We start from the raw sequence: 18,167 nt of genomic DNA, 5'->3' as shown, positions 1-18,167 counted from the left end.
AGAGGGCGCGGTGCTCAGCGCAGCATCTGCTGCAGAGCACCGGCGATATCGGTAAAGGCGCCGTTGAGATCCGGGCCCTGCGTGGCGGTCGTTGCCCGGGCCAAGGGACGGCCCTGCGCAGCGACGATGATCTTCAGCGAGCGCAGCAGGCGTGCCGCCGCTTCGGCCTGCGGGTGGCCCTCGCGCTGGGCGCGCAGCAGCGCCTGCACCGCCGGGTTGTCGAGGTTGAGGTACAGCCGCGAGGGTGCGCGCGATTCGATGCGTGCGGTGAACTGGCGCGCCAGGCGCAGCGCCGCCATCGAAACGCGCTTGTCGTTCTCGTCGTCTTCCAGGCGCTGCTTCAGTTCGGCCTCGCGGTCGGGCACCACCACCACCGGCAGTGCTTCCGGGCTGAAACGCGCCGGCAGCAGCTGCTCGCCATCACCCAGCTGTTCGCGCAGCCATGCGAGCTGCGCGTCGTCGAGGCTGTCATCGCTGCGGAACAGTGCGCGATTGCCCTGCTCGGTGCCGAGTTCAACCAGGCGCAGGCCCTTGGCCTGGGCCCAGCGCCGCAGGAACGGCACCACCGCGTAGCGATGGCCATGCGCGACCGGCACCCCCATCGCGCGGAACAGCATCTCTTCGAAGCCACCGCCATTGTCGAGGATGACATGCACGGCACCGCGCGCCGGCAGGGCACTGGCCGGCAGGTCGCCCTGCGAGGTCGGCACGCGCACATGCTCCATCAGCAGGTCGAACAGGCGGTCATCGCACAGCGCCGCGCCCAGCAGCGCCTCGTTGTGGCGGCTCAATACGCGTCGCCACGCCTCCGGCTGCTGCCGCGCAACGTCGGCCAGACCATCGATCAGCGCCTCCAGCAAGGCATGTTGCACAGCGCGGTACTGGTCATCGCGCTGCAGGTCTTCGCGGCTGGCGGTGGGAGTCAGCCGCGAGGATTCGATCACCCCGCCGATGAAGCCAGCCCACGGCGGCAGCAGGTCACGGGCATCGTCATCCAGCAGCATGCCGCGCACGAACACCGACAGGTTGCGGTTGTCGCTGGTGCCATAGGTGGCACCATCCTGCACCCACAGCAGGCCGGTGGCATCGCTGTTGCCGTCGGCACGCAGCGGCACGGTGACGATCGGCTCGAAATCGTGCTCGAAGCGCGCGGCGAACTGCAGTGCCTGGCGGCGTGCCTGCACCGGGTGCACGGCCACGTCACCCTGCCCCCGCCACGGCGGCGGCTCGGGGTTGAGCGCTTCGGTCGCAGCACCGATGAAGATCGGTTCGGACAGCAGCGCGCAGTAGCGGCCCAGCACCTCGTGCAGGCGCGCCTCGTTGGCCAGCGGCAGGAAGTCCGGATGCAGCTCCAGTTCCACCTCGGTGCCGACCGCACGTGCCGGCACTTCGCTGACGGTGTACTGCTCGGCATTGCTGGACACGTACAGATGGCCCAGCTCCGGCGTCTGGTACGAGGTGGTACGCACGCTGACCCGGCGCGCCAGCACGAAGGCCGACAGGAAGCCGAGGCCGAACATGCCGATCAGGCCTTCATCATCCTCGCCGCCCTGGCGCAGGCCACGGGTATAGCCGACGCCGACGGTGGCCAGGTAGTCGTGGATCTCCTGGCGGGTCAGGCCGGCACCGGTATCGGTGATGCGCAGCACGCCGGCACCGGCATCGACCTGCACCGAAATGCGCGAAGGCACCTCGACGCCGGGCTGCTCGATGCGGCGGCGGATGATCGAGTCGTGCGCGTTCTGCACCAGCTCACGCAGCGCCACCACCGGGGTGGAATACAGGTGCTTGCCCAGCACCGTCATCAGTCCATTGAGATCGACCCCGGCACGACGGATCTCGGCGTTGGGGGCGGTGAGCGCGGTGTCCTGCATGTAATCGTTTACTCCTGGGCACGGAAAGGCGCCAGAGGGCGCCTTCGTCGAGCGGGAAAAACTAGCACAGCCAGCCTGACCGTTGCCGTATATGACGTATGTAGAGGCAGGCCCCGCAGCAGCCCCCCATGCCTCACGCCGCGTCGATGGCCTCGGACAGGCGCTCCACCGCGATCACTTCCATGCCTTTCACCGATCCGCCCTTGGGCGCATTGGCCTTGGGCACGATGGCGCGCTTGAAGCCATGGGTGGCGGCCTCGCGCAGGCGGTCTTCGCCATTGGGCACCGGTCGGATCTCACCGGACAGGCCCACCTCGCCGAACGCAATCGTCTTTTCCGCCAGCGGCCGGTCCTGCAGCGAGGACAATACGGCCAGCAGCACCGGCAGGTCGGCGGCGGTTTCCTGCACGCGGATGCCACCGACCACGTTGACGAACACGTCCTGGTCGCCGACCAGCACGCCACCGTGGCGATGCAGTACCGCCAGCAGCATGGCCAGGCGGTTCTGCTCCAGGCCGACCGCGACACGGCGCGGATTCGACAGCGGCGACGCATCGACCAGCGCCTGCACCTCCACCAGCAGCGGCCGGGTGCCCTCGCGGGTGACCATCACGCAGCTGCCCGGCTGATGGGTGCTGCCGCCGGACAGGAAGATCGCCGATGGGTTGGAGACCTCCTTCAGGCCCTTGTCGCCCATCGCGAACACGCCCAGTTCGTTGACCGCACCGAAGCGGTTCTTGAACGCGCGCAGCAGGCGGAAGCGGCTGCCGCTCTCGCCCTCGAAATACAGCACCGCGTCGACCATGTGCTCGAGCACGCGCGGGCCGGCGATGCCGCCCTCCTTGGTCACGTGGCCGACCAGGAACACGGCGGTGCCGGTCTCCTTGGCGAACCGTACCAGCCGCGCCGCGCTCTCGCGCACCTGGCTGACCGATCCCGGCGCAGCGGTCAGGCTCTCGGTCCACAGGGTCTGCACGGAGTCGGCCACGATCAGCCGCGGGCCGGCCTTGGACGCATGCTGCAGGATCGATTCGACCCCGGTCTCGGCCAGCGCGTTGACCCCGTCCAGCGGCAGCTCCAGGCGGTGCGCGCGGCCGGCGACCTGCGCCAGCGATTCCTCGCCAGTGACGTACAGCACCGGCAGTTCGGCCGCCATCTTCGCCACCGCCTGCAGCAGCAGGGTCGACTTGCCGATGCCCGGATCGCCACCGACCAGCACCACCGCGCCCTCGACCAGGCCGCCGCCCAGCACCCGGTCGAACTCGCCGATGCCGGTGGAGACCCGGCGATGCTCGGTCTGCTCCACGTCCTTCAGGGCGGTGATCTTCGGCGGGTCGATCTTGCCGGCCCAGCCGGCCCGGCGCGAAGCCGGCGCCTTGGCCGCCGCCGCGCTTTCCAGCACGATCTCCGACAGCGAGTTCCAGGCGTTGCACTCGGTGCACTGGCCCTGCCACTTGCTGAATTCGGCGCCGCATTCATTGCAGACGTAGGCGGTGCGGGCTTTTGCCATCGGATGATTTCCAGCAACGGGAACAGGCGTGGCAGGATAGCCGAGCCGGGTCGCAGGTGCTGCGATCACTCAAGTCCTGCCCACCTGCGCCGATAGGGGTCGCGGGCGTGCGCCTTGCGGGCGCCCCTCCCTCCCCCACTGGATTCATCATGACTGGCAGCTACAGTCAGAGCCTGGTCATCATCTCCCTGCTGGTGGCCATTCTTGCTTCGTACACGGCGCTGGACATGGCCGGGCGCCTGGCCACGGCCGAGGGTCGCGTGGCCCGCTGGTGGCTGGCCGGCGGCGCGGCGGCCATGGGCCTGGGCATCTGGTCGATGCACTTCATCGGCATGCTCGCCTTCGACCTGCCGATTCCGGTGGGTTACGACCTTGGCATCACCCTGTACTCGCTGGCGGTCTCGATCGGCGCCTCGGCCTATGCGCTGTGGCTGGTGTCGCGGCCCAGCCTGCCGTGGCGCCGGCTGCTGGCCGGGGCCGTGCTGATGGGCCTGGGCATCGCCACCATGCACTACCTGGGCATGGCGGCGATGCGCATGCAGCCGGGCATCGACTACCACCCGGGCTGGTTTGCCGCCTCCATCGCGGTGGCCATCGGTGCCGCCGGCGCCGCACTGTGGATCGCCTTCCGCCTGCGCGCCGAGCGGCGCAACACCCTGCTGCTGCGCGCGCTTGCTTCGCTGGTGATGGGCCTGGCCATCGTCGGCATGCATTACACCGGCATGGCGGCGGCGCGCTTCCCCGAAGGCAGCATCTGTGGCGCCGTCGGCAGTGGCGGCATCGACACGCGCTGGCTGGCGGTGCTGGTGATCGTCACCACCGTGGCCACGCTGGGCATCGCCCTGGTCGCCTCTCTGTTCGACCGGCAGATGCGCGTGCGCACCGGTCTGCTGGCCGATTCGCTGGCGCACGCCAACGACAAGCTGATCCAGGCCGCGCTGCACGACCCGTTGACCCAGCTGCCCAACCGCATGCTGCTGCAGGACCGCATCGAGCAGGCCATCGAGAAGGCGCGGCGCCGCAACCATGCAGTGGCGGTGATGTTCTGCGACCTGGACGGCTTCAAGGCGGTCAATGATGCGTACGGCCACCAGCTCGGCGACCGCCTGCTGGTGGCGGTGGCACAGCGCATCGGCGGCCAGCTGCGACCGCAGGATACGTTGGCCCGCCTCGGCGGCGATGAGTTCGTGATCGTGCTGGCCATCGACATTCCCGATGATGCGGTGGTGGTGGCCGAGCGCATCATCGCCGCGGCCGGCGAACCGTTCCTGCTGGATGCGGCCGAACTGCAGGTCAGCGCCAGCCTGGGCATTGCCCTGTACCCGGATGACGCCGGCAACGAGCGCGAGCTGATGGCCCACGCCGATGCGGCGATGTACCACACCAAGGAAACCGGGCGGAACGGCTACACCTTCTTCACCCCCTCGATGCAGCTCAGTGCCAACCGCCAGCTGCGCCTGCTGCAGGACCTGCGCAAGGCCATCGCCCGCGACGAACTGATCCTGCATTACCAGCCCAAGTTCCCTGCCGCCGGCGCACCGGCCACCGGGGCCGAAGCGCTGCTGCGCTGGCAGCACCCGGAGCTGGGACTGCTGGCGCCGGACGTGTTCATCCCCATTGCCGAGCGCAGCGGCCTGATCCTGCCGATCGGTGACTGGGTATTGGACCGCGCCTGTGCGCAGCTGCGGGCATGGCACCAGGCCGGGCATACGGAATGGTCGATGGCGGTGAACCTCTCGCCGCTGCAGTTCGCCTCGCCGGCACTGCTGGACAGCGTGCGCGAGGTGCTGCACCGGCACCGGATCGAACCGGCGCGGCTGACCCTGGAGATCACCGAGACCACGGCGATGAAGGACGTCGATGCCAGCCTCGCGATTCTCAACGACCTGACCGCGATGGGCGTGCACATCGCCATCGATGATTTCGGCACCGGCTATTCCAGCCTGCTGTACCTCAAGCGCATGCCGGCCACCGAACTGAAGATCGACCGTGCGTTCGTGCACGACCTGGAGCGCAATGACGAGGACGCCGCCATCGTCTCGTCGATCATCGCGCTGGGCCGCACCCTGCAGCTGCAGGTGGTGGCCGAGGGCGTGGAGACGCAGGCGCAGCGCGAGTACCTGAGCGAACTGGGGTGTGATCAGTTGCAGGGTTACCACCTGGGCCGACCGATGGACGCCGAGGAATTCCTGCGCCGGGTGGGGTGAGGCGCCAGGTCCGGGGTCGGATCCCTTGCCGCAGGCAAGGGCTCTGACCCCATCCACGCATGGCGTGGATCTCCTGGTAGAGCCGGCCGCTGGCCGGCTTCGCGTAATTGCCGGCCAGCGGCCGGCACTACCACCCTGTGCCGGCCATGCCGGGTGGGATCTCTTGCACAGGCAAGGGCTCTGACCCCATCCAAGCATGGCGTGGATCTCCTGGTAGAGCCGGCCGCTGGCCGGCTTCGCGTAATTGCCGGCCAGCGGCCGGCACTACCAGCCTGGTGGGTGCACGAAACGCGCAACCACAGCAAACAGAAAGGCCGCCCGAGGGCGGCCTTTCTGCGTGGCAACGTCGCGAGGACGTCAGTGCATCATGTGCACGTTCATGTTGTGCATGACCCACAGGGTGCCGATCACGATGATGCCGATCACCACAACGGTGAAGGCCGCAGCGTTGACGTTCCAGCGGCTTTCCGAAGAGCGGTCCAGGTGCAGGAAGAACACCAGGTGGACCAGCATCTGCAGCACCGCGGTGACCGCGATCACCACACCGTTGACGGTGCGCGAGAAATCACCCGACATCACCATCCAGAACGGGATGACGGTCAGCACCACCGCCAGCACGAAGCCGATCAGGTACGACTTCACGCTGCCGTGGCTTTCGCCGCCGGTGCCGTGGTCGTGTGCGTGGTTGTCATGTGCCATTACAGCGCTCCATTGAGGTAGACGACGGAGAACACGCCGATCCAGATCAGGTCCAGGAAGTGCCAGAACAGGCTCAGGCACGCCATGCGGGTCTTGTTGGTCGGGGTCAGGCCGTACTTCTTCAGCTGCACGAACATCACCAGCAGCCACAGCAGGCCGGCGCTGACGTGCAGGCCATGGGTGCCGACCAGGGCGAAGAACGCCGACAGGAAGGCACTGCGGTCCGGACCGTAGCCCTGATGGATCAGGTGCTGGAACTCATAGACTTCCATGCACATGAAGCCGAAGCCCAGCAGCCAGGTAACCGCCAGCCACAGGAACATCTGGCCAACCTGCTTGCGGTGCATGGCGATCATGCCCAGGCCGAAGGTCAGCGACGAGGTCAGCAGCAGCGCGGTTTCCCACGCCACGAACGGCAGTTCGAACAGGTCCTTCGCGGTCGGGCCACCATCGGTACCGCCTGCCAGCACCACGTAGGTGGCGAACAGCGAGGCGAAGATGAGGCAGTCGCTCATCAGGTACACCCAGAAACCGAAGACGGTGTTGCCGCCGGTGTCGTGGTGCTCGTGGTCGTCATGGCCATGGGCCGCCGCGTGCGCGGCGTGCCCGTGGCTCAGGGTCGAGGTATTGGTGCTCATGCCTTCAGCTCCGACTTCACCAGGCCCTGGGCTTCCAGGTGCTTGCGGTGTTCGTTCTCGATGCGTTCCACCTCGGCGGCCGGGACCCAGTAGTCCACGTCCTGGTCGAAGGTGCGGTAGATGAACGTGGCGATCATGCCGACGAAGCCGACGATGGCCAGCCACCAGATGTGCCAGATCATCGCGAAGCCGAACACCAGGCTGAAGGCACCGATGACAACGCCCGTGCCGGTGTTGCGCGGCATGTGGATGTCGGTGTACTTGGCCGGCTTCGGCCAGGCTTCACCGCGCTGCTTGCGCTCCCAGAAATCGTCCAGCTCGGTGACTTCCGGCAGCGTGCCGAAGTTGTAGAAGGCCGGCGGCGAAGAGGTTTCCCACTCCAGCGTACGGGCATCCCACGGGTCGCCGGTCAGGTCGACGGTCTTCTTGCGGTCGCGGATCGAGACGGCCACCTGGATGATCTGGCACAGGATGCCGGCGCCAACGATGAAGGCACCTGCGGCGGCGATCAGCAGCAGCGGCTCATAGGCCGGGTTGACCGTGCTCTGCAGGCGACGGGTCATGCCCATGAAGCCCAGCACGTACATCGGCATGAAGGTCACGTAGAAGCCGATGAACCAGCACCAGAACGCGCACTTGCCCCAGAACTCATTGAGGCGGAAGCCGAACATCTTCGGCCACCAGTAGGTGATGCCGGCGAACATGCCGAACACCACGCCGCCGATGATGACGTTGTGGAAGTGGGCGATCAGGAACAGGCTGTTGTGCAGCACGAAGTCGATGGCCGGGATCGCCAGCATCACGCCGGTCATGCCGCCGATGACGAAGGTGACCATGAAGCCGATGGTCCACAGCACCGGGGTGGTGAAGTGCACGCGGCCGCGGAACATGGTGAACAGCCAGTTGAAGATCTTCACGCCGGTCGGGATCGAGATGATCATCGTCGTGATGCCGAAGAAGGCATTGACGTTGGCACCGGAGCCCATGGTGAAGAAGTGGTGCAGCCACACGATGAACGACAGCACGCCGATGCAGGCGGTGGCGTAGACCATGCCCTTGTAGCCGAACAGCGCCTTGCGCGAGAAGGTCGCGATGACTTCGGAGAACACACCGAACGCCGGCAGGACCAGGATGTACACCTCCGGGTGACCCCAGATCCAGATCAGGTTGATGTACAGCATGGCGTTGCCGCCACCGTCATTGGTGAAGAAGTGCGTACCCAGGTAACGGTCCAGGGTCAGCAGCACCAGGGTGATGGTCAGCACCGGGAAGGCAGCGACGATCAGCACGTTGGTCACCAGGGCGGTCCAGGTGAACACCGGCATCTGCATCAGCTTCATGCTGGGGGTACGCATCTTCAGGATGGTGATGAAGAAGTTGATACCGCTCAGCGTGGTACCCAGGCCTGCGACCTGTAGACCCCAGATGTAGTAGTCCATGCCGACGCTTGGACTGTATTCGATGCCCGACAGTGGCGGGAATGCCAGCCAGCCGGTGGCAGCGAACTCACCGATCCACAGCGACAGCATGATCAGCACCGCACCGGACACGAACAGCCAGAAGCTGAGCGAGTTGACGAACGGGAACGCGACGTCGCGCGCACCGATCTGCAGCGGCACGGCCAGGTTCATCAGGCCGGTGATCAGCGGCATCGCCACGAAGAAGATCATGATCACGCCGTGGGCGGTGAAGATCTGGTCGTAGTGGTGCGGCGGCAGGTAGCCCTCGGAGCCACCGACGGCGATGGCCTGCTGGGTACGCATCATGATGGCGTCGGAGAAACCGCGCAGCAGCATGACGAAGGCGACGATGAGGTACATCACGCCGATCTTCTTGTGATCCACCGAGGTGAACCACTCCTTCCACAGATAGCCCCACAGCTTGAACTTGGTGATCAGGGCGACGACGCCCAGGCCACCAAGAACCGCGCCGATCAACGTCGTCAGGACGATCGGATCGTGGGGGATCGACTCAAGAGAGAGTTTTCCCAACATGTTCATTCTCCCGAACCCGCGTGGCCGGCATGGCCTGCGTGTTCGTGTTCGTTGGCATCCAGGTTTTCACCCGATTCCTTGGAATCATGCGCGTCACTGGGGGCATGGCCCTCGTGCGCTTCATGGGTGGCGGCATCGGCAGCGGCGGCACCAGCATGCGAGTGCTTCATGCCGTAATGCTTGTTGTCGCCCATGTGCTTGGCGATGACCCAGTCGAACAGGCCTTCTTCGGTCTTGCCGAAGTAGGTGACCGGATACCACTCGGCGTTGCGTGCTTCACCCAGCGCCTTGAACGAGGCCTTGTCCAGGGTCTGCTCACCGGCGCGGACCTGGTCCAGCCACTGGCGGTATTCGGCATCGGTGACCGAGTAGGCGGTGAAGTGCATCTTGGCGAAGCCCGCGCCGCTGTAGTGCGAGGACATGCCCGGGAATTCGCCGGTCTCGTTGGCGATCAGGTGGAGCTTGGTCTCCATCGCAGCCATCGAGTAGATCATGCTGCCCAGGTGCGGGATGAAGAACGCATTCATCACCGAATCGGACGTGATCTTGAAGTTCAGCGGCGTGTTGACCGGGAACTTGATTTCGTTGACGACCGCCACCTTCTCTTCCGGATAGATGAACAGCCACTTCCAGTCCAGCGAGATCGCCTCGATGGTGACCGGCTTGACGTCCGAATCCAGCGGACGATACGGGTCCAGTGCGTGCGACGAACGCCAGGTCAGGACCGCCAGCACCAGCACGATCATGCAGGGAATGGACCACACCACCACCTCGATCGCCGTCGAGTGGGACCACTTCGGCTCGTAACGGGCCTTGGTGTTGGAGGCGCGATACTTCCACGCGAACGTCAGGGTCATGATGATGACCGGGATGACGACCAGCAGCATGAGCACGGTGGCCGTGATCAGCAGGGTCTTCTCATCCTGGCCGATCTGGCCCTTCGGACTGAGGATGGCCACCGCATCGCAACCGGTGAGCATCACCAGCAACGACAGCAGCAGGCCCGGGCGCAACCAGCGCCCAAGGGTTTTCAACGGAATCATCGGTCGATCCAATTGCGAGGGAATGCCGTTCCCCGTCCCTGCCTGTTCCGGCCAAAAGCCGGTCCCACCGGTCCGGAAGACAGGCAGGGAGGTGGGGTCGAGTCAGCCTTTCAATTTTAGGCCGTCACCCACCATTTAAGAAAGGCATTGACATTGATCGAGCGCAGGAAAGGCCCGATTCTGGCTGCGACACGTTGTCGCACCGCGCAGGTGTGACGGGCCCATGACCCAGGACTGCGTGCCGGCCCCGCGCGCTCGTGGGGCCATTCGCCCTCGTTCGGCAAAGTCACCTGAACCGGTTCAGCGTACTGGCGGGTGCCTGGCGTGGGATGCTCTGCACAGGAGGAAGCCCCCGATGGACAAGATCGACTTCAAGAAGCGCGACCGGGCGCTCTATCAACCGCCCGCCGGCAGGTTCGTACCGGTCGATGTGCCGCCCCTGCCCTACGTGATGGTCGATGGTCGCGGCGACCCGAACACGGCCCCCGCCTACCTGCAGGCCGTGCAGTGGCTGTATTCGGTGAGCTATGCATTGAAGTTCGCGCTGAAGGCCGAAGGGCGCGACTACGTGGTGCCACCGCTGGAGGCGCTGTGGCGCGCCGAGGATCCGGCCAGCTTCATCGCGCGACGCAAGGATGAGTGGGCCTGGACCGTAATGATCCGCACGCCCGAGGGCATCGGCCCTACGCAGTGGCAGGCCGCGATCAGCAAGGCGCGCACGAAGCTGGGGGATGCGCCGCCCAGCCTCCGCCATGAAATCCTTGCCGAGGGCCCCAGCCTGCAGACCTTGCACGTGGGCGCCTACGACGACGAAGGCCCCGTCCTGGCGCATCTGCATGACGAAGTGATGCCCGCACTGGGTTACACCTTCGCCGGCCCCCATCATGAGATCTACCTGAGCGACCCGCGCAGGACCGACGCGGCGCGGTTGAAAACCGTGCTGCGGCAGCCGGTGCGGCCGATCAAGCCTGATGAGGATTCCGGCACATGACACAAGGAATGCCATGCACCTGATCAACCGACTGCTGCACTGGACCACCCTGCCCGCCGGGCGCCGCCTGATGGCCGTGCTGGGTGCCGCGCTGGTGATCGTGCTCGCCTGCAATCCGGATCTGCTGCCGTTGTTGCCGGTGGTGGATGCGCTGGGGCTGGACGTGCTGATGCTGCTGCTGGGTGCGCAGGTGGTGGCGGTCCTGCCTTGGGTGCGGGAGCGGGCCGGGCGCGGAATCAGGGTGCTCGCACGCCTGCTGATCGGTGCATCGGCGGGAGCAGCGGGTGGCTATCTCCGGCAGCTGGCGTGGTGGCTGGCACAGGATGCGGTGGTCGCTGGACGCAAATGAAGGCGCGTTTCGATCGGTGACGTTGCCGACCAACCCTGTTCCTTGGGCAGAAACAGAAAGCCCCCGCGAGGGCCGGGGCGTTCTGTTGATGGACCTGCTCGCCTTGCGTGGAGCGCGCCTAGAACGCGGTCGGACCGATCTGAATCACGCCATCATGGGCCAACGCGAGACGGATCTTGGTTCTGCCACCCGCCGTGACCATTTGGGAAATCTCTCGCCTATGCGCCGATTCATCCCCCCACGAACAGAGACCTTTGCCTGCGAAACTTGCGCTGACAATGCGATTCCCGGCGGGAACAGGCAGCGAGACAGACTCTCCCCGCTGCAGATGGGCTGCCAGGGTGCCGTCGATATACAGTGCAAGCGGGCACGCCCCACCAACCGCGCCAACGTCGCGCGTAACAATTACCTGTCCGGAAGCAGTGTCACCGATCCCATTGAAGGCGAAAACCCGCTCGGCGGGCACCGGTTGCGCCTGTTCGGAGCTGATCTGGCGGGTTGCACAGCCGGCAAGAACGACGCACGCAATCAGACTCAGCACGATCTTCTTCATGAGATCCGCCGTTTATTGAAACTGTGTTGCCCGGTCCAGCGCCGCAAGCAATACACCTTGGCAATGTTAACCCCGACCAAGCAGGTACATGCCCGCGGTTCCATCGGACGCTGGCGCGGGCCCTGGGCCGGCGCCAGCACAGCCCAAACAAAAAGCCCCGACCAAAGGCCGGGGCTTTTCTACAACTGGTGCCGGAAACAGGAGTCGAACCTGCGACCTACGCATTACGAATGCGCCGCTCTACCAACTGAGCTATTCCGGCCTAGCAGGGAATTGTAGGGGGTGGCGATCAGCAGGTCAATCGAGGTCAGCCTGCTGGCGCTCCCCCTGCCTGCCCCTGGCGCGGCGGATCGACTGCACGGTCAGCACCCCGAAAAACACGCAGAACAACGAAAGCCCGACCAGGGCGACGTCGTGCATGCCGCCCAGCTGTCCGCTGGTGGCCCGGCTCCACAGGTAACGCGTCGCCAGCAGGATGATCAGCAGCGCGACCGCCAGATTGATCCACTTCATGATGGCCCTGAACGTCGTGTGGGTCATGGATGTATTACTCCCTCTGCAGGCATCGTCGGTGGCCTACCTGGCCGCATTATCAGCCAGTACCCACCGCATTGACGCAGGCGCGCCCAGCGGCGAAATCGCGCAGGTTCTCCAGCGTGATCGCCGAGATCTCCTGCAGCGCCTCCATGGTGAAGAAGCCCTGGTGGCCGGTCACCAGCACGTTGGGGAAGGTCATCAGGCGTTGGAAGGCCTCGTCGTCGATGATCTCGCCGGAAAGGTCCTGGAAGAACAGCGCGCTTTCCTGCTCGTAGACGTCGATGGCCAGATGACCCAGCCGCCGCGATTTCAGCGCGCGGATCACCGCATGAGTGTCCACAAGCGCGCCGCGTGACGTGTTGACCAGCATCGCGCCGGTCTTCATCCGCGCCAACGAGGCGTCATTGATCAGGTGCTGGGTATCGGGCGTCAACGGGCAATGCAGCGAGACGATGTCGGCCCGCGCCAGCAGTTCATCCAGACCAACCCTGTCTCCCACGCCGGCGAAGGCCGGCGATGGATACGGGTCGTGCCCCAGCACGGTGCAGCCCATGCCCTTGAAGATGCGCGCGGTGGCCAGGCCGATCTTGCCGGTGCCGACGATGCCGACCGTGCGCCCATGCAGGGTGCGCCCGAGCAGGCCATCGAGCATGAAGTTGCCCTCGCGCACGCGGTTGTAGGCGCGATGGGTCTGCCGGTTGAGCGTCATCACCAGCGCCAGCGCGTGCTCGGCCACGGCTTCGGGGGAATAGGCCGGCACCCGTGCGACGAACAGGTCCAGCGCTTTCGCGGCGGCCAGGTCCACATTGTTGAAGCCGGCACAGCGCAGCAGTACGGCGCGTACGCCCAGCGCATGCAGCGCGTGCAGTACCGGCGCGTCGAGGCGGTCATTGACGAACACGCAGACGGCGGCGCAGTCCTGTGCCAACGCAGCGGTATGCACGTCCAGCGCGGCATCGAAATACACGAATGCAAAGCCCTGCCCGGCCGCATCGCGCTGGTTGGCCTCGTCGAGGAAACGACGATCGTAGGGGCGGGCACTGAAGACGGCGATCTGCATGACGGGGCCTGGCTGGATTTCCCTGCCGACCATACCGCAGCACCTGCCCTGATGGGATGGCCCCGGCGATACGCATATCGCCGGGGCCGGGTACCGCTTAGAACCGGTAGCCCAGGCCCAGCATCACGCCGTTCTGGATCTGCCCGTCGCGGCGCTCACCCACGTAGTCGGCCATGATCGACAGGCGCTCGCTGGCGCGACTGGTCACGCCCACGTTCCAGGCCAGTACCTGCTCGCCCACGGCCTGGCTGCTGGCACCAAACACCAGGTCCGGGGCCGCGGCGAAACCGGTGCTATAGCGCGCCTGCGAGTCGCCCAGCTCCTTCTGCCAGACCACGCGGGCACGCGGGGTGATGCGCTCGCCGTTGTTGCCCTCGAAGGTCTTGAACAGCTGCAGGCCGGCACCCACGCGGATGCTCTCCAGGCTGCCGCTGCGTCCTGCCAGCGCACCAGCGCCCTGCCCTTCGTTGAAGCGGGTGGCCGAGGTCCGCGCGTAATCCACCACCGGCAGCAGCGGCTGGATCACCAGTCCCTTGCCGGTGGTGAAGGAGAACGCATGCTCCACCCGCGCCGAGATCGCGTCGTTGCTGTATCGGGCACGCAGCGGCTGTTGCAGGCCATCGATGGCCGAAAGGCTGCGGCGGGTATCGTGGCGCAGGTCGGTGTAGCGCACGGCCGCCGACAGGTAGCCACGCGAATAGGTCGCATCCAGGTAGCCGCCCACATCCAGCGCGCGCACGTCGCCACTGAAACCGGAGCCATCGCTGGCCTTGGTCGACATATCCGCGGCGGCCACGCTGACGCCGAGGGTGACGCGGTCATCGGCCACGCGCGTGTCGGCACCGACCACGATGCCGCCGATGTTATGGCTCAGGCCGGCCACACCACCGTCGGCATCGATGCGGCCATGGCTGGCAAAACCGCGCGCCCACAGGCCACGGCTGCCGCCCGCCGCGCGGCCGTCGCCAGCAGCCCCGCCGGCCGGCTCGACCAGATGCATGGCCAGCTGGTTGAACAGGCTGCCATGGCGCATGCCCGGCTGCGCCGAGACCGACTGCGCCGCCTGCGAGGCCAGGCCATCGGCATCGCCGCCACTGCGCATCGCTGCCTGGTGCTGCTGCACCACGTTGCCGATGCTGCCCAGCAGTGCATTGTCGGCCAGGCGCAGGCTGGCATGTGCATCACCGCGCAGGGCGCCGGCCTGCTGTGCGATCACATCGCGGTCGGTGAACTGCAGCGCGCCGAGCAGCGACTTCAGGCCGCTGTCCTGGCGATCCGATGCGGCTGCCAGCGCGCGCCCCAGTCCATCGCCGGAGGTGCCGTTGGCAAACAGGCCCAGCTGATCGAAGCCCGGGTTGGCGGTCAGCCACAGCCCGTCGGTCGTCTGGTTGACGTTGAAGCTGAGCAGCGAATTGTGGCGCGGGCGGAATACTTCGCCCGCGGTGATGCTGGCGCTGTAGCCGGTGTCGCCCAGTCGCACGGCATCCTGGAAACCGCCTTGGTAGATCGGCCCTTCCACCAGATCGCGGCGGTAGGTGCCGGCATAGAAGCCCTGGGCGACGTTCAACGCCAGGTGTGCGCCCTGCGCGATCACCAGCGCCCCCTCTTCGGCACCGCCATCGTAGAAGCTGCCGACACGCAGGCGGCCACTGCCGGTGCCACCGGCCTCGGTAACATCGAACAGCACCTGCCCGCCGGGCATGATGTTGACGTAGCCGTGGGTCACCAGATCACCGCCACGCGGCATCAGCGTGCCAAACACGCGCAGGCGGTTGAAGCCGTCTTCGCGCCAGGACGGGCCGGTGCCATCCAGCAAGGCATCGCTGTCGGTGCCGACCGATGCGATATCACCGTGGCCAACCACGATGCTGCCCGGCATCACCCGCAGCTCGGGGGTGCGCAGCGCGCCGCCCTCCAGCGCGATGGTGCCGTTGTCGACCAGCATGAAATCGGCGCCGGTGGTTTCGGCGGTGCGCCAGGTGGCGCCATTGCTGACACGGATCACGCCGGCGGAGTTGGCCAGGGTCGAGGTATCCAGATCGGCCAGCCGCAGCTGGCCGCGCAGTTCGTCCTGGAGGTCGGGGTTGGCAAGCAGCTGCTGCAGCGACTGCGTGCCGATGCCGTTCGGCCCCCGCGTGGAGACGTTGTACAGGCTCACCGCGTAGTTGATGTAGGTGCTGGCCCAGTCGGTGTTCCAGCGCGCGAAATCGTCGTCGACGAAGGCCTGCAACTGGCGCGCGGTGCGCAGGTAGCCCGGATTGATGTCGCCGCTGACGTTGCTGGTCACATGCAGGGTGTCGCCCGGATCGCGATAGCCTGCCGTGTTGATGATGTTGTTGCCGCGGATGTCCTGGCCAGGGAACGTCTCCAGCTTGCTGCCGCTGCCATCCGGATCGAAGGTGACCGATGTACCCGTGGTGCGCGCCGGGTCGCGGAACACCAGCAGGCCATTGGGCTGCACCACCTCATACATGGCCTTGTGCAGCAGGCCGGCATCCATGCCGCCGCCATAGTTGCCGGTGTAGATCTGGGTCATGCGCGGCGACGGTGCGTAGGTGATCCTGCCACCACTGCTGGCGGCATGGATCTGCACCGAATCGACCAGCGGCAGGTCGCCGCCGAGATAACGGTTGACGCCGCCGGACTGCATGATCGAGCAGGACGAAATGCAGTGGCCGGACACGATCGTGTCCAGGCCCTGGGTGCGGATCACCGCCTGCAGCCACTCGCCGGCGATCAGCGCGCCACCGTTGGACGTGCGCAGCACGACTTCGCGGATCGGGCGTCCTTCGGCCTGCGCCTTGGCCAGCAGCGCGGGCAGCGCCACCACATCGGCAACGGTTACGCCGCCGCTGAGGAAGACGCGATCGTCCTGCACGTGATAATTCATTGCCATGACGTCATCAACCGCCGCCATGGCGGTGATGCCCAGCAACGCTGCCAGGGCCAGGCTCAACTTCGAATGCTTCATGTGTTCTCTCTCTCCACCCGCAACGCACGGGTCGAAAGTTCAACGTCCGGACGGTGCGCCCTCCCCCAGTGCAGCGCCCCTCGAAACATGAACGCATTCACAATGGATTCGTGGGCCACGCACACTCTTCCCCATCCGGTCATCGTCGCGTAAAACTCGAAGACGTACCCGCCACCGACGTCCGAGGCCAGCCCTGTCCGCCCCCTCTCCTCTGATCCATCGCGCGCCGGACCTGTCCGCGCCGGCGGACGCGTTCATTGCGTTCGTGCGGGAGGAACGCGCGCCGTTGTGTGCGTTCCTGCGCACGCGCGGTGTCGGGCCGGAGGATGCCGAGGACATCGCGCAGGACTGCATGGAGCGGCTGATCCGCTATCGCGCGCACAGTGCCGACGAGCTGCGGCTGCTGCTGTATCGTATCGCCCGCAACCGCCTGGCAGACCGCGGCCGTTCGTCGCAGTCGCGGCCGCATCTGTCCCTCGCCGAACATGATGGCGGCAACGAGCCTTCCAGCACGTCGCCCGATCCATTGCGCCAGGCCGAGTCCGGGCAGATGCTGTCCCTGCTGCGGCAGGCCCTGTTCAAGCTGCCCGAGCGCGCGCGCGAGGTGTACCTGCTCAACCGGATCACCGGCATGAGCTACACGCAGATCGCGCGGCACTGTGGAATTACTGCCAAGACCGTGGAAAAACACATCGCCCGCGCCCTGCAGGGCCTGCGCCAGGAACTCGGAACGGATCCGCTGCACAACGACAGGGACAACGGATGAGTCACGCCAGGCCCAGGGAAGATACGCAGCTGTTCGAACGCGCCAGCGCCTGGGTGGCGCGGCTGGAGGCTCCGGACTGTACGCCGGGCGAGCGCGAGACGTTCGAGGACTGGTTGGCCGAGGACCCGGCCCATGTTACTGCCTGGGTCCAGGCCGAGACCCTGTTCCAGCAGGGCGAGGAACTGGCCGCCGACCCGTGGCTGCGCACCGCCGCGGCACGTGCGGCACTGCCGGCGCCGCGTCGCTGGCTGCCGGCAGTGGCCGCTGCCGCAGGCGTCTGCCTGGCCATCGGGATCGGCTGGATGATTGCCGTCGACGGCAACCCCACGCCGCTGCGCTACGCCAACGATTCCCACCAGCCCCGGCTGCAGACGCTGGCCGATGGCAGCGTGGCCACGCTGGATGCGGGCACCACCCTGCACGCCCGTTTCGGTTGGCGCCATCGCAACCTGGTGCTGGAACGTGGCCGCCTGCAGCTGCAGGTCGCACCGTCGGGCAAGGCCCTGCAGCTGCGCGCCGGCGACAGCACCATCCGCGACATCGGCACCACCTTCCAGGTGGAACGCCTGCATGATGGCCTGGTCGAAGTCGCACTGCTGGAAGGTGCGGTGGAAGTCAGCAACGGGGGCACCCAGCACACCCTGGCGCCCGGCCAGCAACTGCAGGTACTGCCGTCGGGCCGCATCCAGCCCGGTCCGGCACTATCGTCCAATGCCGCCGCTGAAGGCTGGCTGCAGGGACAGCTGGTGTTCGATGCCACACCGCTGTCGATCGTGGTCGAACGCATGAACCGCTACGGCCACACGCCGCTGGTGATCGCCGATCCGGAGATCGCCAGCCTGGCGGTAAGCGGCACCTTCCGTGCCGGCGACGCGCAGGAACTGCTGTCGGCACTGGAACTGGGCTGGTCGGTGGCCGGCCAGACGCGACCGGATGGCGCGCTGGAACTGCGCCGCACGTACTGAGGAGGCCTGC

Annotated in this window: 15 protein-coding genes and 1 tRNA gene; 5 read left to right on the top strand and 11 right to left on the bottom strand. The window is 66.4% G+C overall.

Features of this window, described 5'->3' with window-relative positions; translation table 11 throughout:
• Nucleotides 1-14: 14 nt before the first annotated feature.
• Both AC5P8F_RS01445 and radA read right to left on the bottom strand, forming a co-directional pair.
• Entirely contained in the window at nucleotides 15-1,874 is a 1,860-nt protein-coding gene (locus AC5P8F_RS01445) for an ATP-binding protein (RefSeq protein ID WP_049441477.1), read from the bottom strand.
• A gap of 133 nt (nucleotides 1,875-2,007) precedes the next feature.
• The gene (gene radA, locus AC5P8F_RS01440; RefSeq protein ID WP_014646395.1) at nucleotides 2,008-3,384 is read right to left on the bottom strand and encodes a DNA repair protein RadA; all 1,377 of its coding nucleotides are present in this window, start codon (nucleotides 3,382-3,384) and stop codon (nucleotides 2,008-2,010) included.
• Nucleotides 3,385-3,533: 149 nt separating this feature from the next.
• Between radA and AC5P8F_RS01435 the strand changes: the two genes are divergently transcribed.
• Entirely contained in the window at nucleotides 3,534-5,591 is a 2,058-nt protein-coding gene (locus AC5P8F_RS01435) for a putative bifunctional diguanylate cyclase/phosphodiesterase (protein ID WP_111205796.1), read from the top strand.
• Nucleotides 5,592-5,948: 357 nt separating this feature from the next.
• Here the strand turns inward: AC5P8F_RS01435 and cyoD are convergent, their stop codons facing one another.
• The 4 genes from cyoD to cyoA are packed head-to-tail and all read right to left on the bottom strand — an operon-like array spanning nucleotide 5,949 to nucleotide 9,965.
• A complete protein-coding gene (gene cyoD / locus AC5P8F_RS01430) occupies nucleotides 5,949-6,290 on the bottom strand; it encodes a cytochrome o ubiquinol oxidase subunit IV (protein ID WP_005415725.1) in 342 nt (113 codons plus the stop codon).
• A complete protein-coding gene (cyoC, locus tag AC5P8F_RS01425) occupies nucleotides 6,290-6,928 on the bottom strand; it encodes a cytochrome o ubiquinol oxidase subunit III (RefSeq protein WP_014646393.1) in 639 nt (212 codons plus the stop codon). The genes cyoD and cyoC overlap by 1 nt, the downstream gene beginning before the upstream one ends.
• On the bottom strand, nucleotides 6,925-8,922 hold the full coding sequence (gene cyoB / locus AC5P8F_RS01420) for a cytochrome o ubiquinol oxidase subunit I (protein ID WP_032956371.1): 1,998 nt from the start codon (nucleotides 8,920-8,922) through the stop codon (nucleotides 6,925-6,927). The genes cyoC and cyoB overlap by 4 nt, the downstream gene beginning before the upstream one ends.
• Before the next feature lie 2 nt (nucleotides 8,923-8,924).
• Nucleotides 8,925-9,965, bottom strand: coding sequence for a ubiquinol oxidase subunit II (gene cyoA, locus AC5P8F_RS01415; protein WP_014646391.1), 1,041 nt, complete (start codon nucleotides 9,963-9,965; stop codon nucleotides 8,925-8,927).
• Between the two features lie 355 nt (nucleotides 9,966-10,320).
• On the opposite strand from cyoA, the gene AC5P8F_RS01410 reads away from it, so the two are divergent.
• Nucleotides 10,321-10,956, top strand: coding sequence for a GyrI-like domain-containing protein (locus tag AC5P8F_RS01410; RefSeq protein WP_262093241.1), 636 nt, complete (start codon nucleotides 10,321-10,323; stop codon nucleotides 10,954-10,956).
• Nucleotides 10,957-10,969: 13 nt separating this feature from the next.
• Nucleotides 10,970-11,305 carry a hypothetical protein gene (locus AC5P8F_RS01405; protein WP_111205798.1) on the top strand — a complete coding sequence of 112 codons (336 nt, stop codon included), beginning with the start codon at nucleotides 10,970-10,972 and terminating at the stop codon, nucleotides 11,303-11,305.
• A 118-nt stretch (nucleotides 11,306-11,423) separates the two neighbouring features.
• Here the strand turns inward: AC5P8F_RS01405 and AC5P8F_RS01400 are convergent, their stop codons facing one another.
• The 5 genes from AC5P8F_RS01400 to AC5P8F_RS01380 form a co-directional block, all read right to left on the bottom strand.
• Nucleotides 11,424-11,858: a putative periplasmic lipoprotein gene (locus AC5P8F_RS01400; protein WP_197604525.1), complete on the bottom strand. Its 435-nt coding sequence runs from the start codon at nucleotides 11,856-11,858 to the stop codon at nucleotides 11,424-11,426.
• Between the two features lie 186 nt (nucleotides 11,859-12,044).
• Nucleotides 12,045-12,120: transfer RNA gene (locus AC5P8F_RS01395), tRNA-Thr, on the bottom strand.
• A 35-nt stretch (nucleotides 12,121-12,155) separates the two neighbouring features.
• Nucleotides 12,156-12,398, bottom strand: a complete 243-nt coding sequence (locus tag AC5P8F_RS01390; protein ID WP_495227565.1) for a hypothetical protein — start codon at nucleotides 12,396-12,398, stop codon at nucleotides 12,156-12,158.
• 52 nt (nucleotides 12,399-12,450) lie between these two features.
• Nucleotides 12,451-13,455, bottom strand: a complete 1,005-nt coding sequence (locus AC5P8F_RS01385) for a 2-hydroxyacid dehydrogenase (RefSeq protein ID WP_495227564.1) — start codon at nucleotides 13,453-13,455, stop codon at nucleotides 12,451-12,453.
• 97 nt (nucleotides 13,456-13,552) lie between these two features.
• Nucleotides 13,553-16,426 carry an autotransporter domain-containing protein gene (locus AC5P8F_RS01380; RefSeq protein WP_495227563.1) on the bottom strand — a complete coding sequence of 958 codons (2,874 nt, stop codon included), beginning with the start codon at nucleotides 16,424-16,426 and terminating at the stop codon, nucleotides 13,553-13,555.
• A 232-nt stretch (nucleotides 16,427-16,658) separates the two neighbouring features.
• Between AC5P8F_RS01380 and AC5P8F_RS01375 the strand changes: the two genes are divergently transcribed.
• Nucleotides 16,659-17,192 carry an RNA polymerase sigma factor gene (locus AC5P8F_RS01375; RefSeq protein WP_075076110.1) on the top strand — a complete coding sequence of 178 codons (534 nt, stop codon included), beginning with the start codon at nucleotides 16,659-16,661 and terminating at the stop codon, nucleotides 17,190-17,192.
• Complete coding sequence (locus tag AC5P8F_RS01370; RefSeq protein WP_495227562.1) at nucleotides 17,189-18,157, top strand: FecR family protein; 969 nt, start codon at nucleotides 17,189-17,191, stop codon at nucleotides 18,155-18,157. Before AC5P8F_RS01375 ends, AC5P8F_RS01370 begins: the two co-directional genes overlap by 4 nt.
• Nucleotides 18,158-18,167 lie beyond the last annotated feature (10 nt).

It is taken from the genome of Stenotrophomonas sp. YJH_SMC_69 (assembly GCF_059370495.1).
The sequence above is the reverse complement of the archived record's forward strand: the minus strand, read 5'-3'. Positions and strand labels throughout refer to the sequence as shown.

Coding starts and splice junctions, on each gene's coding strand:
- AC5P8F_RS01445 (WP_049441477.1), bottom strand. CDS start 1,874: ATGCAGGACACCGCGCTCACCGCCCCCAACGCCGAGATCCGTCGTGCC.
- radA (WP_014646395.1), bottom strand. CDS start 3,384: ATGGCAAAAGCCCGCACCGCCTACGTCTGCAATGAATGCGGCGCCGAA.
- AC5P8F_RS01435 (WP_111205796.1), top strand. CDS start 3,534: ATGACTGGCAGCTACAGTCAGAGCCTGGTCATCATCTCCCTGCTGGTG.
- cyoD (WP_005415725.1), bottom strand. CDS start 6,290: ATGGCACATGACAACCACGCACACGACCACGGCACCGGCGGCGAAAGC.
- cyoC (WP_014646393.1), bottom strand. CDS start 6,928: ATGAGCACCAATACCTCGACCCTGAGCCACGGGCACGCCGCGCACGCG.
- cyoB (WP_032956371.1), bottom strand. CDS start 8,922: ATGTTGGGAAAACTCTCTCTTGAGTCGATCCCCCACGATCCGATCGTC.
- cyoA (WP_014646391.1), bottom strand. CDS start 9,965: ATGATTCCGTTGAAAACCCTTGGGCGCTGGTTGCGCCCGGGCCTGCTG.
- AC5P8F_RS01410 (WP_262093241.1), top strand. CDS start 10,321: ATGGACAAGATCGACTTCAAGAAGCGCGACCGGGCGCTCTATCAACCG.
- AC5P8F_RS01405 (WP_111205798.1), top strand. CDS start 10,970: ATGCACCTGATCAACCGACTGCTGCACTGGACCACCCTGCCCGCCGGG.
- AC5P8F_RS01400 (WP_197604525.1), bottom strand. CDS start 11,858: ATGAAGAAGATCGTGCTGAGTCTGATTGCGTGCGTCGTTCTTGCCGGC.
- AC5P8F_RS01390 (WP_495227565.1), bottom strand. CDS start 12,398: ATGACCCACACGACGTTCAGGGCCATCATGAAGTGGATCAATCTGGCG.
- AC5P8F_RS01385 (WP_495227564.1), bottom strand. CDS start 13,455: ATGCAGATCGCCGTCTTCAGTGCCCGCCCCTACGATCGTCGTTTCCTC.
- AC5P8F_RS01380 (WP_495227563.1), bottom strand. CDS start 16,426: ATGAAGCATTCGAAGTTGAGCCTGGCCCTGGCAGCGTTGCTGGGCATC.
- AC5P8F_RS01370 (WP_495227562.1), top strand. CDS start 17,189: ATGAGTCACGCCAGGCCCAGGGAAGATACGCAGCTGTTCGAACGCGCC.